The sequence below is a fragment of the Peribacillus sp. Bi134 genome (assembly GCF_918698065.1).
In the GTDB taxonomy this organism is placed as follows: Bacteria; Bacillota; Bacilli; order Bacillales; family DSM-1321; genus Peribacillus.
In genome coordinates this window covers 24,008-39,302 of the sequence record NZ_CAKKLN010000003.1, presented here as the reverse complement: position 1 = coordinate 39,302, position 15,295 = coordinate 24,008, and the positions used below count along the sequence as shown (strand labels likewise).

The 15,295-nt window shown below is 38.1% G+C and carries 16 protein-coding genes and 1 pseudogene; 13 read left to right on the top strand and 4 right to left on the bottom strand.

Going from position 1 to position 15,295, the window contains the following annotated elements; all coding sequences use genetic code 11:
* Window positions 1-230: 230 nt before the first annotated feature.
* From LQ188_RS06115 to LQ188_RS06105, 3 genes are all read right to left on the bottom strand, one after another.
* Complete coding sequence (locus LQ188_RS06115; RefSeq protein WP_230176305.1) at window positions 231-731, bottom strand: VOC family protein; 501 nt, start codon at window positions 729-731, stop codon at window positions 231-233.
* Window positions 732-1,016: 285 nt separating this feature from the next.
* Window positions 1,017-1,430: a VOC family protein gene (locus tag LQ188_RS06110; protein WP_230176304.1), complete on the bottom strand. Its 414-nt coding sequence runs from the start codon at window positions 1,428-1,430 to the stop codon at window positions 1,017-1,019.
* 62 nt (window positions 1,431-1,492) lie between these two features.
* A complete protein-coding gene (locus LQ188_RS06105; RefSeq protein WP_230176303.1) occupies window positions 1,493-1,960 on the bottom strand; it encodes a DinB family protein in 468 nt (155 codons plus the stop codon).
* 153 nt (window positions 1,961-2,113) lie between these two features.
* Here LQ188_RS06105 and LQ188_RS06100 point away from each other — a divergent pair, with 153 nt between their 5' ends.
* Window positions 2,114-2,605, top strand: coding sequence for a hypothetical protein (locus LQ188_RS06100; RefSeq protein WP_230176302.1), 492 nt, complete (start codon window positions 2,114-2,116; stop codon window positions 2,603-2,605).
* Between the two features lie 186 nt (window positions 2,606-2,791).
* Window positions 2,792-3,172 (top strand): VOC family protein, encoded by a 381-nt coding sequence (locus tag LQ188_RS06095; RefSeq protein ID WP_101222114.1) that lies wholly within the window; start codon window positions 2,792-2,794, stop codon window positions 3,170-3,172.
* Between the two features lie 81 nt (window positions 3,173-3,253).
* Here LQ188_RS06095 and LQ188_RS06090 read toward each other — a convergent pair whose 3' ends face one another.
* Window positions 3,254-3,574 carry a 2Fe-2S iron-sulfur cluster-binding protein gene (locus tag LQ188_RS06090; protein ID WP_101222115.1) on the bottom strand — a complete coding sequence of 107 codons (321 nt, stop codon included), beginning with the start codon at window positions 3,572-3,574 and terminating at the stop codon, window positions 3,254-3,256.
* A 275-nt stretch (window positions 3,575-3,849) separates the two neighbouring features.
* Between LQ188_RS06090 and cdaS the strand changes: the two genes are divergently transcribed.
* The 11 genes and pseudogenes from cdaS (at window position 3,850) to LQ188_RS06040 (ending at window position 15,237) form a co-directional block, all read left to right on the top strand.
* Window positions 3,850-4,470 carry a sporulation-specific diadenylate cyclase CdaS gene (gene cdaS / locus LQ188_RS06085; protein WP_230176301.1) on the top strand — a complete coding sequence of 207 codons (621 nt, stop codon included), beginning with the start codon at window positions 3,850-3,852 and terminating at the stop codon, window positions 4,468-4,470.
* Window positions 4,471-4,724: 254 nt separating this feature from the next.
* Entirely contained in the window at window positions 4,725-5,471 is a 747-nt protein-coding gene (gene map / locus LQ188_RS06080; protein WP_101222117.1) for a type I methionyl aminopeptidase, read from the top strand.
* A gap of 246 nt (window positions 5,472-5,717) precedes the next feature.
* On the top strand, window positions 5,718-6,470 hold the full coding sequence (locus LQ188_RS06075) for a helix-turn-helix transcriptional regulator (RefSeq protein ID WP_230176300.1): 753 nt from the start codon (window positions 5,718-5,720) through the stop codon (window positions 6,468-6,470).
* 112 nt (window positions 6,471-6,582) lie between these two features.
* Window positions 6,583-7,830 (top strand): GTPase, encoded by a 1,248-nt coding sequence (locus LQ188_RS06070; RefSeq protein WP_230176299.1) that lies wholly within the window; start codon window positions 6,583-6,585, stop codon window positions 7,828-7,830.
* A 116-nt stretch (window positions 7,831-7,946) separates the two neighbouring features.
* On the top strand, window positions 7,947-9,089 hold the full coding sequence (locus LQ188_RS06065; protein WP_230176569.1) for an acyl-CoA dehydrogenase family protein: 1,143 nt from the start codon (window positions 7,947-7,949) through the stop codon (window positions 9,087-9,089).
* A gap of 623 nt (window positions 9,090-9,712) precedes the next feature.
* Window positions 9,713-10,387, top strand: coding sequence for an NlpC/P60 family protein (locus LQ188_RS06060; RefSeq protein WP_101222120.1), 675 nt, complete (start codon window positions 9,713-9,715; stop codon window positions 10,385-10,387).
* A gap of 190 nt (window positions 10,388-10,577) precedes the next feature.
* Entirely contained in the window at window positions 10,578-10,883 is a 306-nt protein-coding gene (locus LQ188_RS26945; RefSeq protein WP_363320566.1) for a cation transporter, read from the top strand.
* A 312-nt stretch (window positions 10,884-11,195) separates the two neighbouring features.
* Window positions 11,196-11,429 carry a hypothetical protein gene (locus LQ188_RS06050; protein WP_157830984.1) on the top strand — a complete coding sequence of 78 codons (234 nt, stop codon included), beginning with the start codon at window positions 11,196-11,198 and terminating at the stop codon, window positions 11,427-11,429.
* Between the two features lie 162 nt (window positions 11,430-11,591).
* Window positions 11,592-11,666: pseudogene (locus tag LQ188_RS26940) on the top strand (Lrp/AsnC family transcriptional regulator); the annotation flags it as partial.
* A gap of 204 nt (window positions 11,667-11,870) precedes the next feature.
* A complete protein-coding gene (locus LQ188_RS06045) occupies window positions 11,871-13,142 on the top strand; it encodes a HAMP domain-containing sensor histidine kinase (RefSeq protein ID WP_230176298.1) in 1,272 nt (423 codons plus the stop codon).
* A gap of 106 nt (window positions 13,143-13,248) precedes the next feature.
* Window positions 13,249-15,237: an acetoacetate--CoA ligase gene (locus LQ188_RS06040; RefSeq protein ID WP_230176297.1), complete on the top strand. Its 1,989-nt coding sequence runs from the start codon at window positions 13,249-13,251 to the stop codon at window positions 15,235-15,237.
* The last annotated feature ends 58 nt before the right edge of the window (window positions 15,238-15,295 follow it).

The following is a 15,295-nucleotide window of genomic DNA, read 5'->3' as shown; positions in this document are numbered from 1 at the left end:
TATTTCTCCCTTAAAACCATTTAAATCATTTATGATAATATACTTAAGAAAGTTTATTCTTACTAATAGGGGCTATCGCCAGGAAAATGCGGATTTAAACTTTTAGGAAATTCAAATATCAAAACCTAATTTCACACCTGCAATTCCGAGAAACTAGGTTTTAGTTACTTCAAAATCGTATGATTTTCAGGAATGAATACAACTTTACTAGATAGATGTTTCTTAGGAACCTAACCTATATACGCCTGCTTTAAAGTTTTAATGTCAATTTTCTTCATTTGGAGCAGCGCTTTCATAACTCTTTCCGATTTTTCAGTGGCGGAGTCGTTTACCATCTCGGTTAGATATTCAGGGACAATTTGCCATGACACACCAAATCGATCTTTCAGCCAACCGCACACTTGCGCCTTTTCATCTCCACCTTCAGAGAGTTTTTCCCAATAATAATCCACCTCTTCTTGATTCTCGCAATTGATGATAAATGATATTGCCTCGGTAAATTTGAATTGCGGACCGCCATTTAATGCTACGAATGCTTGTCCGTCCAGTTCAAAATCCACGGTCATCACTGATCCCTCTGGTTTCCCGTGGATTTGATTTCCTGCATTACCATAGCGAGTGATTCTTCCGATCTTAGAATTTTCGAATATGGAAGTGTATAACTTCGCCGCCTCTTCAGCTTGTGTATCAAACCACAGGTTGGTTGTGATCTTTTGAATCTTATTTTTCATAATTTTTTCTCCTTTATTGTTCTCAAGTTTAGCCAGGAAAACTAAACTCTGCTATTATCATGGAAATGCGAATTTATTCGATAAGATTAAATACCTTGAAGGTACCCTATTACTATATACCATTTATCATGACCTATTGTAAGGGTTAGGGTGCCATTTGTGTATTCCAACCGATCATTAAACTAATCGCGTTAATCCTTTGCTAGTTACAATATCCTTGCCTGAAACACAAAAGGATATAGAAACTTTTCACCAGTGAAAAGCACTATATCCAAATTCCATTTCTCAGCTCTCGAAGTTAAATTGCCATTTGATTCCGAATTTATCGGTTAACTGACCGTAAATTTTACTCCAGAATGTTTCTTGGAGCTCTACACCAACCGTACCGCCTTCACTTAGTTTGTTAAAAATCGATTTAATTTCATCCAAATCATTACTGACATAAGCCAGGCTGATATTGTTTCCTTCAACAAAAGGCATTCCAGGAAAAGTATCTGAAAACATGATATTGCTTCCATTTATATTTAGCCTTGTATGCATGACTAAATCTTTCGCTTCTTCTGGAAGAGTAAAATCCGGATTAGGCGGTGTTTCCCCAAAGGTCATGATATTTGGTTGTTCCGTTCCAAAAACCTCTGCGTAGAACTCTACTGCTTGTCGACAATTCCCATTAAAATTAAGATATGCATCAACTGACATTTCTTTCACTCCTACTTTTTTATTTGTTATTCAATGCTCCAAATTTATTACATAATGCATTATTACCTTACGAAAAATTCCGGCGGTTCAATTCCGAGTGTTCTAAGGTAGATATAACCCTGGCCCCTATGGTGGATTTCGTTTTCCAAGGCATATTGAAGTCTATCAAAGTGGCTTTGTGAGGGACCGAAAAAAGGATCCTTTTCGACCACTCCAAGCGTTTCCTCGGTCATTTCCTCCCACAGCTTCCTCGTATCATCCCTTACTGCTTCGCATGCTGATACAAGTTCTTCTTTGGTAGAAATTCCGGCAAACGAATCTGGAAACTCCCAAACACCCAGTGCAATTCCACGCATATATGCAGTTTCAATGTTCATGATTTCTTTAACCATCTCTGCGAAAGGGCGAAGCTCCCTGGCCGGTGCATAATTAAACAATTCCTCTTCAGGGAAAGCTTCAACCACCCTCAACGTCAAGCTCCTGTTGCCTTCCAATATATTTAACAAACCCTCTTTCGATAGAACCACCATTTCACTCTCCTTTGAGAAATACTCTGTATAGAAGTTCTGTGAAAAATCAAAAAGTCCTGCTAATTACTGTATTTAAAGATTGCATAGCTTTTTTTATCTACCGGTGTAGACTTATAAGTAACACTTAAATAATTAATAAAGGGGAAATGTCATATGTTCGGTTCCTTAAATAGAACAAAATTAATAAAAAATGATTTAAAAAGCATTGCGAAATTAATGTATCAGGATGTATCAAAAGATACTTGGGATCAAGAGAACCTAACAAAGAGAAATTTAGATTTCACTATTGAAAGCATTCGCTATATAGATGCTTATACGAAAAGATTATGTACTACTCAAATGGGTAGTGAACTTTTAAAGAATCATTTTGATAATTTTGTGATAAGAATAGGTGCCTATATTGGAGAAATTATAAAAAGGAATATAAATCAAGATTTTAAATGGTATGAATATGATTCTGTATATCATTTTTCTTCTGCACTTGATGGGGTGCATAGGGGCATTAAAACAGAAACGGTTCTTTACTCTAAAAAGAGAGATAGAGTTATAGTTCCTTTAACTGTGGTAGCGCAATATCTGGAAGGGAATTCGACATATACAGATTTCTTGAAATACGTAGAAGAAACAATTAAGCAAAATTCGTAAAAGATAACTGCTTTTCTTAAGCAATCGTGCAGGTTCAAAAACCTCCCAAAAATTCATTTTTGGTAAATATTGATTAAATCTAGCATATATAATACGATTTAATCAGTTATATATTTCCAACCAACATGATGCTTATACATAAATGATTCAATTAATAACGGAACCAGCAGAAAGGGAGAGAAGCAAATGATTAACAAAGTCGGGCAAATTATGTTATATGTAAATGATCAAGACGAGTCATTGAAATTTTGGACGGAAAATTTCGGTTTTAGCGTAATTTCTGAAGAAGATAATGGCCAAGGGCTAAGATGGATTGAAATAGCCCCAACAAAGGTAGCAGAAACGAGTATCATCCTGCATAATAAAGAATTCATTGCAAAAATGCAGCCTGAATTAAATCTTAATACACCTTCGTTAATGTTTTACTCGGATAATCTTGATGAATTATATAAAGACTTTTCAGAGAAGAATATCAAAGTGGGAGAGCTTGTAACTATGCCATCTGGAAGAGTCTTCAATTTTGCTGATAATGAAGATAATTATTTTGCGGTCATGGAAAAGAAGTAATTCATTTGGCTAAAGATTAAAAAAACATCAAAACAATTGTTTTGATGTTTTTTGATTAAACTGCGACACTTACGAAACTATTCAGTCGGCAGGCCTTGGCCCAGCAGGAATTCCAGAGTTTTCTACCGTCTTGATCGGCCGAACGGTAATGTCTCCATTCACGTAAATTTGACAAGATAAACGTAAATGATCTTCCATTCCTTTTTCCTCAAAGATCTTTTTTTCTTTATGTGTGACCTCCAAAAAATCACCCGCCAATATTTCAACTCTGCAAGTTGTACATTTAGCCTTCCCGCCGCATCGGTGGAGAATATTTATACCGTTATCTTCCAATGCTAATACTAATTTTTTTCCCATTTCAACTTCAAATGTTCCTTGGTCAAATACGGTTACATAAGGCATCCAATACCACCTCTTATATAGAATATCTTTCAACAGGTCATTAACATATCTATTCTTTTACCTTGTCCATATGACATAAAAAAATGTGAAGTCATTACTTAATTGATAGTAAAGATGAATAATTAATTATCGTGAAGACAAACTTTAAGTACATTCATAATTATTAATTTAACTAGGCATAACTAGAGCTACGAAAAATAAGATTGGTCTTTGCGAGGCCAATTAAGATTTATTGAAAGAAAGAGAGTGAAATAATAAAGGGGAGGTGCATGACTGTGAATCATGGCAATTGTGATTTTTCACCAATGAAACAAATGTTAAAAGAGGATTTACGACAAGTAATATCAGCATTACAGGATAACTTAGAAGCAATGGGTGATGAAAATTATTGTCTTCTTGGAAATTTCGAGAAAATAAAGGATAAATTTATATACATCGATATGAAAGCAGCTACATTTTATTTGAATTGTTATTTGTCACCGTTTACGGACAAATATCCAGAGTTATCAACTTGCGTACAAAATTTGTCGAATTTGAGACACGGCGGCTTGATCGTGATTCAACGGGGAGACCCTATTGATTCATTGATTCAACCAGGTATTTCAATAGGCGCGGAGTTAACCCATTCTTTACTCGAATCAATTTTTTTCCCTGGAAATCCACTGCATGATGGTGCCGTTTTGGTTAATAAAAATCAGATTGTTTCCGCAGCAAATGTCCTTCCGCTTTCAGACAGATCAACAGGGGGAAAAAAACTTGGAACACGTCACCGCTCTGCATTAGGTTTATCTGAACGAAGTGATGCCCTGGTATTGGTAGTATCAGAAGAAACAGGAAGAGTTTCATTTGCGTTAGATGGAAATCTGTACCCGGTTAATACACATGGGCCTATATAAAATTTTTGAGACAATTAAGTCCAATCGTGATTATAAATTCTAGGTAATTCTCACCTGGAATATTCATTTGTGTAAAAAACGTAAACGCTGGCTTCCATTTTTATTTTTTCTCGGAATTACTGGTACAAAAAAGGCCATGAATTAATTAACCCGGTGATTTTTACCGGGTTTTTGGTTGCTTTTTATATAAAAAAAGGCATATGATAAACAAGGAGTCTCAATCAGAAAAGTTATAAAACGAAAGAGGATTTTAAATGATAACCATTAAAAGTGAAAGAGAAATAAATTTGATGCATGAAGCGGGCAAACTTCTTGCTGCGACGCATAGAGAAATTGCAAAAATGATAAAACCGGGCATCACGACTTGGGAAATCGAAGAATTTGTCGATAAGTACTTGGCAGAGCATGGTGCTACACCAGAACAAAAGGGCTATAACGGATACAAATATGCAACGTGTGCTTCAGTGAATGATGTTATTTGTCACGGCTTTCCGCAAAAGAAAGCCCTAAAAGAGGGAGACATCGTTACGATTGATATGGTGGTGAACCTTAACGGTGGTTTGGCGGATTCCGCTTGGACATATGCGGTCGGTGAAGTTTCCGATGAAGCTCAGCGTTTAATGGATGTAACCAAAAATGCTTTATACAGGGGCATCGAAGTCGCACGTGCAGGAAATCGTCTCGGGGACATCGGGCATGCAATCCAGTCATATGCAGAAGGTGAAAAGTTTTCTGTTGTTCGCGATTTTACAGGCCACGGAATTGGTAAAACCATGCACGAGGACCCAACAGTCCTACATTATGGTAAGCCAGGTAAAGGTGCCCGTCTAAAAGAAGGTATGGTCATCACGATCGAGCCAATGCTGAATGCAGGAACATGGCATATGAAAATGGATCAAGACGGCTGGACGGCGAGAACGGCAGATGGAAAGCTTTCCGCGCAATATGAACATACCCTTGTCATTACAAAAGGTGAACCGATCATTTTAACGGAACAGTAAACCTAAAGAAGAAACGGCCTTAACATGGGCCGTTTCTTCTTTTTATTTTTTACACTATTTCATAATAAACCTCGACAGAATATTCAGAATCCACCCCATCCAACATTAGATAGAATCCGAAAAATTAGTACTAGGCAGTTAGGCATTAAAAACTTTACTATTATGTGGCAGCACAGGATAATAAGGGTAAGGAAGAAATATTTAGATGATATGTTATATAAACAGTAAATAAAGGGGGTTTTGACAGTGAAGAAAGGGGAAAAACTGTCTGCAACGGTTGAAACGGTTGGGTTGAGCCAGCGGGAATTTTTAACGATTTTCTTACTTCACTCTTTGAGGATAAAAGCGAATTATCCAAGGGCGATTCATCAGGACCTGAAAAATACGTTCACTGGCAAAGTACATAGCTATGACTATTTATGTAAAATATCCAATACGCTAGTCGATTCCAATCATTTATCCTTATATACGAATAAGGGAAGAAATTATTATCAAATAACGGAAAAAGGCAAAGAGCTTTACATATGGTACCAAGAAAATTTCCTGGAACGGTTCTCCGAAGTGAAAAAGGTCATCGATCGCTTCATGTTCGATTTAAGGGGATCTGGTGAAAACCCATCGGTTGTTAATGAGCTTCCTGAAGAATACAGGTCGTATTTCTCGAAAATAATATCGGTGAAGGATCTAGTCCGTTATGTAACCTTAAAAGCCGCTTTCACTAAGAAGCCCATTTACATGGGGGAAATTGGCGATCTGCTTAAGAATCAGTTCGGTTGGATCGCTTCTAACGGTTATTTATACGATTTATCTCATGAAATGGAAGAGAACGGGCTTCTTGTCGGCAGGTGGGAAAGTGAAAAACGAACTAAACGCTATTTACGAATCACCGATGAAGGACAGCATCATTACAAACAGATTGCGGATTCTGCAGCATTTCAAGTCCAGGAAATCCAAAAATACATGGCCAGTGTCATTATGTTCTTAAAAGAAAAGAGTTAAATGAATATATGGAGCCCCTTAATTTTGCAAGGAGAATGAAGTTACATGCTTAAATTGAATCGTTCAAGGGTAAATGGTACTTAAAACACTTCTTAACAAGGGGGAATGAGTGATGGTGGGAAAACATGATGAAATGGGAAGCATATTCAGTTTCATTAAAGGCCAGGTAGATAAGCTGCCCATTTCACAATCAAAAAAGAACAAAATGCTCGACCAGCTCTTAAAGCTTAAAACGATGACAGTTGATGCAAGGGAACCGCGAATTGCTCTTGTCGGCAGGCGCGGTTCCGGAAAATCATCACTGATCAATGCGATGTTTGGTCAGGAGCTCCAATATGTCAGTTCCGTTAAATCCGGAACGGGTAAGGGAAAATGGCTATGGTACCCGAGTGATGCCGAGCCCAAGATTCGTTTGCTGGACTCCCGCGGGCTGGGTGAGAGTGAAGCTCCTACGGAAGATTTCGAAGAAGAAACACCATTGGGTGAATTGATAAAAGCGGTAACAGAAGAACAGCCTGATGTGTTTCTTTTCTTGATTAAAGCAAAAGAAACGGATTCACGGATTGAAGAAGATTTACAAGAATTGAATAAGCTGCGCAAGATCGTTAAAGAGAATCACCATTATGATGTACCCGTCATTTGTGTGGTCACCCAAGTGGATGAATTAGATCCGCCTCATTATAAACAAGCACCTTTTGATGCCAATCCTAAGAAAAAACAGAATATTGATGAAGCCATCGCTTTGATGTCAAAAAGATTTAAAGAGAGTGAAATACCACTTTTGAACATCATTCCTACTTGTTCGTATATTGATTTTGATGAAAGTGGAAATATTGAATATGATATGCGTTGGAACATAGATTTGCTGTCTGATTACTTAATTGAGGCCTTACCCAGTGAAGCGAAGCTGAAGACAGCCAAAGCGATGCAGAGCCAATTCGTAAAGAAAAAATTCGCGCGGACGATAGTGGGAACGTTTACGGCAATCGCAGGTTTAATCGGTGCAGAGCCAATACCTTTTGCCGATTTTCCCATTTTGACAGGAATTCAAGGTTTGATGATTGTGGTGATTGGTTTTATCGCGGATAAAGAAATCAATACAAAAACGGCAAGTGAATTCATTGCTGCATTAGGGATCAATGTCGGAATCGGTCTCCTTGTCAGGGAAGGTGTCAGGGCTGCAGTCCGTTTCATCCCAGGAGCCGGCCTAGCCGTTTCGGGTGCGGTAGCGGGCGCAGTCACTTATGGAATCGGGCAAGCAGCGATAGCTTACTTTCTCGAAAACAAAAATATTGATCAGGCTAAGGAAGCATACAAGAACGCGAACAAAGAATATAAAAATGAAGACATCGACTCTTAATGGGCAGATTCGAACCATAAACTACACTAAGGTGATATGATAAAGTGGAGTTAGCAGTTCTGTTTCTGCTGCTGGATGGTCCAGGATTTTTGTTTACTACAGGAGGGGTGATCTTCATGTCGTTTTTTCAATCACAGAAGCAAAAAGAATATATACAAAAATTAGAGGAAGCGATTCAGTCGTTTTCCGGCCGATCTGAGGCACTTGATGATTCAAAGGGATTTCCTTTTGAAAACATTCAGGAGTTAAAGGAATTCGGATATCCCCGATTAACGTTAGCAAAAGAGGATGGAGGGTACGGCGGTTCCTTATATGATTTTCTCCTATGCCAAGAAAAAATAGCTCAATATTGCGGCCCAACAGCCTTAGGAATAGGCTGGCATGTCGGAACCGTCCTCTCCTTAACGGAGAAGAGACCGTGGGAAAAAGAAGTCATGAAAGAGTTGTTTGATGAAGTGTCGAAAGGTGCTCTAATCAATACGGCAGCATCTGAGACTGGAACGGGAAGCCCGACGCGCGGTGGCAGACCGGAAACGATCGCTATCAAAAAAGGTAAACAATGGAATTTGAATGGCAGAAAGACTTTTACTACACTCTCTCCCATCCTTGATATTTTTCTTGTAACTGCATGGGTACCCGAAGATGAGTGTTTAGGCACTTTTTTAGTTCATCGTGATGTAACGGGTGTAAGTATAGAAGAAACTTGGGATATGATCTCCATGCAAGGAACAGGAAGTCATGATTTGGTGTTAACTGATGTCAGCCTGCCTGAAAAGTATTATGTCATGAAAAGCAATACTGGTAAAAAAAGAAAACCTGAAGCGTGGCTATTACATATACCGGCTTGCTACTTGGGAATTGCAGTGGCTGCCAGAAATTACGCAGTCGAATTTGCGAAAACCTATTCTCCCAATAGCTTACCAGGACCAATCAGGGACCTTCCGAATGTTCAACGTACAATTGGGGAGATGGAACTGGAATTGGGCGAAGCACACCATTTCCTCTACTCTGTCGCAGAAAAATGGGTGCGGCAGCCTGAAGATCATCATGAACTATCGAAGCAATTGGGTGCTGTTAAGTTATCGGTCGTCAATAATTCGATTTCCATCGTCGATAAAGCGATGAGAGTCGTCGGAGCCAAAAGTTTACAACGAAACAATCCCCTGCAACGCTACTATAGGGATGTACGCGCAGGTCTCCATAATCCTCCGATGGATGATGCGACTATAACGATGCTCGCAAAATCCGCTCTTTATTAAGTTCATATTCGAATATGGCACTGAAATGACTTCGTCGTTTTCAGTGTTTTTTGCTATTCTTTTTCTAATATTATTTTGTGTTTTCGTTGCAAGTGCAGTTTTTAGGAGGGGGCTAGTACCTATTAGGTGAGTCTTTTTTTGTACACATGTACCACTTCTAGAGTGTGGGGAAAATTAGAACAAAACATTTATAAAGTTAAGGTTGGAAAAGCCAGGTATTCACAAACTTAAGAACAAACATCTGAACGAATTTAATGGATTCAAATGCAAAATAAAAAGAGTCAGGAAAAATACTATTCACACCGAATCAAAGGGAAGGTGCCCTGCCACCCAAATATTAGTTGAAAGCTAACTCATAGAACCATTTTGGGTTCAATTTTTTGATGGATTAAAGTATGGATAATTTTCATAAGATACCCACAATTTTAAGTTCTGTTAGTAATTTAAAATCTACCAAAGAACATATCAATTTCCGGAAGATATTTGGGGTATTATAGATATTTTGTCACTTCTGCTCAAATACTGCATAATTTTGTAATGATAATGTAAATTAAGGAAAATATGTGTGTCACTTAAGGATGATAAAATTATAAAAAAGAGATTTTATCGGGGGAAAATAGTAAATGAAAAAAATTATTGCTTCAGTAGTTGTGACGGGATTGTTACTTTCGAATCCTTTGGTAAGTAATGCTGCATTAGGAGATCGTACGTTAAAAAGTGGAATGACTCATACCGAAGTAAAACAATTACAAGGGGTTTTAAAGAATAAAGGGTACTTCACTAATAAAAACACTACTACATATTTTGGCACAGTCACTAAAAGTTCGGTAGTGAAATTTCAAAAAAAGAAGGGCTTGAAAGCTGACGGTATTGTAGGTCCGAATACATATAAGGCTTTGGGGATTACGAAAAAAACTGCTCAAAAGTCAAACGGTAATTCATCTACTAATCTGGTAAGTAACGCTAAAAAATATTTGGGTGTACCCTATGTATGGGGAGGGAGTACACCAAAAGGTTTTGATTGCAGCGGATTTTTAAAATATGTTTTCGAAAAAAGTACCGATGTGACTTTGCCTAGAACTGTTGCGGAAATGTATAAGAAGGGGAAAAAGGTTTCTTCACCAAAAGTTGGGGATCTTGTTTTTTTTGAAACCTATAAACCTGGCGCCTCTCATGCGGGCATTTATATTGGAGGGAACCAATTCATTCATAGTTCCTCTTCAAAAGGTGTAAGTATTACTTCGATGAATAATAGCTATTGGTCAGAAAGATATTTAGGTGCAAAAACATATAATTGATAGGGTTGACTTTTAACTTTTATAACAATAAGCCCAGTTCTTTTTCAAGGACTGGCTTTTTTTCATTAATCTACAAATAGGTTATTATATCGAGAAGTCCTATGAAGAAGATAACCACACTTCTTTTCTTTATTATTAAGGAACCTTCTGCCCCAATTCGGAAAGGTTTAACCATGAAACAGATGCTTTAATGTTTTATATGATCTTTAATGAGCATTTTTGGTTTTACATAAATTACTTGAAGTATGGCCCCTTACCAATACCGAGAAACAAAGCACTCGAAATCGGAGAGAATCCGCCAACCCGTGCAACTAAAATATCTCCTAGTAATAGAAAGTCTCTGAATCGGTGCTTGGCTTTTTTGTCTTGTGGGCATTGCATTAAAGCGATTGAAGGCAGTGTAGAGAAATTGCCTAGAGTTAACACTGTGAAAGAAAACTTGGATTCAGGAACTGTTGAAGTGGAATTTAATCCAGACATGTACAATAACATTTAATATTGAATCACGATTTCGTTTAGAATAACATATACTTTACCGGGGTATGGTTTATTATAACCCTGGTCGTTAATTGTTTCCTAACATCCTATTGAAATGAAATTTGATAAAACTGGCTGCTACAAAGTGTGGGGAGAATTTAAATTTGATGTAAAGTCAATAGCTATCCATTTGTTAAAGAGGTCAAATAAAAAGGAAAAAGGGGATTTCTTATGAACTTAGATGGGGTTAGCAAACATCTATTAATTTGCAACGGGAAAACATGCACGAAAAATGGAGCAGAAGAAGTAACAGAGAACCATTAGAGGGGAATTGAAAAACTTAGAACTACAAAAAAAGATTCACACAACAAAAACATTATGCAACGGCCAATGCAAGCATGGGCCGATCACTGTTCTATATCCACAAGGAACCTGGTATAAAGAAATGAATAAAACAAAAAGTAAAGAACTTATTCGTCAATTGAAAGAAAATGAAAATGTTCATCTAGGTTCAGAACTTTATTACCATGATGGGAAAACATATAAGAACCATGAGAGTGAATGAACTGTAACATCTTACTTCTATATCTAAAAGGGTTTCTGTACAGGGAGCTTTTCTGGAAAAAATTGCGATATTCAATGGACTGATCATTTATACCAATCAGCCCATATTTCCATCAATAGCGTTTCTTCTCCCCATTAATACTAATTGAAAATTGGTCTATTAGAAAAAATGGAAGTTTTGGGAAGAGCATTAGCGTCTATGCCAGAAGTATTGGAGTTTCATTGTTTAACAGGTGAGTAGTAGAAAATTCAATATTTTTACCAATCTGAGGGAAAATACCCGTTCGTAAAAGTACACTTTACGAACGGGTATTTTCCTGGATGGCGGAAGAGGAAACTTTTAATTCCTTCATGTTAATTTCACTAGCTTATTATTCTCTATCTTGTTAAGATTGATATACCTGTCTAAATCTTCGAAAAATATCGAAAGTTCGGTGTAAAAATGAATCTTATGACAAAAGATTTACTGATTAACTTTTTAATTATCCTTTTTCCGATCTTTTTATTGCAAATGAGCTATCTAGTGAAGTACGTATACCGTTTAGATGCATTAAAAGGATCCTTCCTATCGATTTTCCCTATTCTTTCACTTGTTCTATGCATGTTATTTCCCGTTGTTATAGAAAAGGATTTTGTTTGGGATCTTAGATGGATCCCTTTTCTATTAGGCGGTTTATATGGAGGCTACCGGTTAGGAATCATATTGATAGTCATCACTCTTGTTATCCGCTATTTATCAGGGGGTGATAATGGATTTTATATATCATGCATCACTTTTCCACTAATGGGAATTTCCCTGTTTTTTATATCTAAGTACTATCTAAAAATGTCTGTCAGTAAAAAAATCCTTATTGGCACATCATTAATATTCATTGTCCATATTCTTACGCAGTTTATTTCAACAGTCGTATTTGAACTTACTATCGGCATAAGCATATGGAAACAATACTTCACGATCCAAGTCATTGGAATCGTTGTTGTAATCTTACTATGGGAGGTCATCCTCACTAATTTTCAGGTTCTCGAAAAATTAGTGAAAGCGGAAAAATTGCAGATCGTTAGTCATCTGGCTGCAAGCATATCTCATGAAGTCAGAAATCCCCTTACGGTTACCAGGGGATATATTCAAATGTTAAGTGAAGACGTGTCTTCCCATACAAAGGTCAAATATGCAAATATTGCACTGAAGGAATTGGATCGGGCCACGGATGTCATTAATGATTATTTGACGTTTGCTGCCATAAGCCCTGAAAACACGGAGCGTTTAAGGGTATCAGAAGAAATTCAGCATGTCGTGAACAGCATAAAACCCTTGGCTAGCAATAATGGAACTGAATTGAAATTATCCTTATTCGAAGATGGAGCTTATTATATCATGGGGGAAAGGAAGAAATTCCAGCAGTGCTTGTTCAATATCTTAAAGAATGGGATAGAATCGATGGACCATGCTGGCGAAATATACATAGATTTAATTCATGCTGCCTCCACCATCCAAATTAAGATCCAAGATCAGGGAATTGGAATGACACAGGAACAGATATACCGTTTAGGTGAACCTTACTTCACGACAAAGAATAAAGGGACGGGATTAGGAATGATGGTTTCATATAGCGTTATCAAAAGCATGGAAGGAACGGTACATGTGTCGAGTGTACAAGGGAAAGGGACATGTTTCTCTATTAACCTGCCCATGCATAAATACGAGCCTATTTAGTTTAGTGTAAATTGACGGTTTTATACACATAGATTACAATTTAAGTAAACTACCAATATTATGAAATGATTCAATGACGCATTTGATACCTAAGGGAGATGATTGTATGAAATCGCTTACAGATGGACAAATCATTTGGGAACCGACAAAGGAACAAATCGAGCAAACGGTATTGACTCAATATGTGAAATGGTTAAAAGAAAAGAAAGGTTTAACGTTTCATGATTATCATGAATTATGGAAATGGTCGGTAGATGAACTGGAGGAATTTTGGGCTTCAATTTGGGATTATTGTGATGTAAAAGCAGCCAGGAAATATGACAGGGTTTTAGCGGAGCAATCAATGCCAGGTGCGAAATGGTTCGAGGGGGCAAGGCTTAATTATGCTGAAAATGCATTATGGAATGAGCAAGAAGAGAAAACGGCGATTTTTTTCCGTTCCGAACATATCAGGCAGCAGGAAGTCAGCTGGAAAGAGCTGAAGGAAAAAGTAGCTTCTGTCGCCCATTCATTAAGGCAACTTGGTGTGAAATCCGGTGACCGTGTTGTTGCCTATATGCCAAACATACCTGAAGCTGTCATAGCTTTCTTGGCAACAGCAAGCATAGGTGCCATTTGGTCGAGTTGTTCACCTGACTTTGGGGCAAGAAGCGTCATAGATCGTTTCAAACAGATTGAACCGGTTGTATTACTGGCTGTTGATGGATATCAGTACAATGGAAATGTATATGATAAAACATCAGTCGTCGCCCAGCTTAAACAGGAATTGATCACTGTAAAGCATACCGTGCTGGTACCTTACATAGAAAAAAAGATTTTGGAAGTGAATCTGGCAGATACGATTCCTTGGGATGACCTTTTAAAAGAAAAGACAGAATTATCTTTTGAAAATGTTCCGTTCGATCATCCGCTTTGGATTCTCTATTCATCAGGCACAACCGGAATGCCAAAACCAATTGTACAAGGGCATGGCGGTATATTATTGGAGCATTTAAAATCAACAAGAATCCATCAAGGCATGACTTCCGAGGATACTGTATTCTGGTTTACGACGACAGGCTGGATGATGTGGAATCTCCTTATGGGCGGTTTGCTTAATGAAGGGACCATCGTCCTTTATGACGGCAGTCCTTCTTTTCCGAATATGGATGCCCTTTGGGAATTGGCTGAAGATACAGGCATGACTTTCTTTGGAACAAGTGCACCATTCCTTACGAATTCCATGAAGTTAGGAAACAAGCCAATGGGAAAATATGATTTATCGAAATTGAAGGCTCTTTTTTCAACTGGGGCTCCATTGTCTGGCGACGGTTATAAATGGGTGTATGAGAATGTCAAGAAGGATATCTGGCTCAGTTCATCCAGTGGCGGAACCGATGTTTGTGCCGGATTTGTAGGTGGCGTTCCAACATTGCCCGTAAGAATCGGAGAGATACAAGGAAGAGCATTGGGTGTTTGTGCGGAAGCTTTTGATGAGCATGGTCAAACATTGATTAATGAAGTCGGTGAATTGGTAATTACCAAACCGATGCCATCCATGCCGCTATACTTCTGGAATGATCATGACGGGACAAGATACTACGAGAGTTATTTCGATACGTATCCTGGCATATGGAAACATGGTGATTGGATAAAGATTGACGACAAGGGCAGCTGTATCATTTATGGTCGTTCCGACTCGACCATCAACCGTTCTGGTGTTCGGATGGGAACTAGTGATATCTACCGGGTCGTCGAAGCGATCGACGAGGTGATGGAAAGCCTTGTCATTGATAGGGAAGTGCTTGGCCGCGGTTCCTCACTGCTGCTGTTCGTTGTCCTTAAACCCGGTAATGGCCTGGATACAGCATTGACGGCAAAAATCAAGGAACAAATTAGAGGGCATGTGTCCCCTCGCTTTATCCCTGACCAAATCCATGTCGTTGAACAAATTCCTAAAACGTTGAACGGAAAGAAAATGGAAGTCCCGATACGTAAAGTGTTATTAGGTTTCGAGTTTGATAAAGTAGTGAATGCAGACTCCATGGGAAATCCAGAATCGCTACAGTTCTTTAAAGAATTAGCGCTCGAGTTGAATGAGAAAAAAATATTCTAGCAATCAGGCGGAGCAAAATGCTCCGTCTATTATTAGTTTTCCTGAATGGGCTTGGTGT

Coding starts and splice junctions, on each gene's coding strand:
- LQ188_RS06095 (WP_101222114.1), top strand. CDS start 2,792: ATGATTAACAAAGTCGGGCAAATTATGTTATATGTAAATGATCAAGAC.
- LQ188_RS06110 (WP_230176304.1), bottom strand. CDS start 1,430: ATGTCAGTTGATGCATATCTTAATTTTAATGGGAATTGTCGACAAGCA.
- LQ188_RS06040 (WP_230176297.1), top strand. CDS start 13,249: ATGAAATCGCTTACAGATGGACAAATCATTTGGGAACCGACAAAGGAA.
- LQ188_RS26945 (WP_363320566.1), top strand. CDS start 10,578: ATGTTTTATATGATCTTTAATGAGCATTTTTGGTTTTACATAAATTAC.
- LQ188_RS06060 (WP_101222120.1), top strand. CDS start 9,713: ATGAAAAAAATTATTGCTTCAGTAGTTGTGACGGGATTGTTACTTTCG.
- LQ188_RS06090 (WP_101222115.1), bottom strand. CDS start 3,574: ATGCCTTATGTAACCGTATTTGACCAAGGAACATTTGAAGTTGAAATG.
- LQ188_RS06070 (WP_230176299.1), top strand. CDS start 6,583: ATGGTGGGAAAACATGATGAAATGGGAAGCATATTCAGTTTCATTAAA.
- LQ188_RS06045 (WP_230176298.1), top strand. CDS start 11,871: ATGAATCTTATGACAAAAGATTTACTGATTAACTTTTTAATTATCCTT.
- LQ188_RS06115 (WP_230176305.1), bottom strand. CDS start 731: ATGAAAAATAAGATTCAAAAGATCACAACCAACCTGTGGTTTGATACA.
- LQ188_RS06100 (WP_230176302.1), top strand. CDS start 2,114: ATGTTCGGTTCCTTAAATAGAACAAAATTAATAAAAAATGATTTAAAA.
- map (WP_101222117.1), top strand. CDS start 4,725: ATGATAACCATTAAAAGTGAAAGAGAAATAAATTTGATGCATGAAGCG.
- LQ188_RS06105 (WP_230176303.1), bottom strand. CDS start 1,960: ATGGTGGTTCTATCGAAAGAGGGTTTGTTAAATATATTGGAAGGCAAC.
- LQ188_RS06065 (WP_230176569.1), top strand. CDS start 7,947: ATGTCGTTTTTTCAATCACAGAAGCAAAAAGAATATATACAAAAATTA.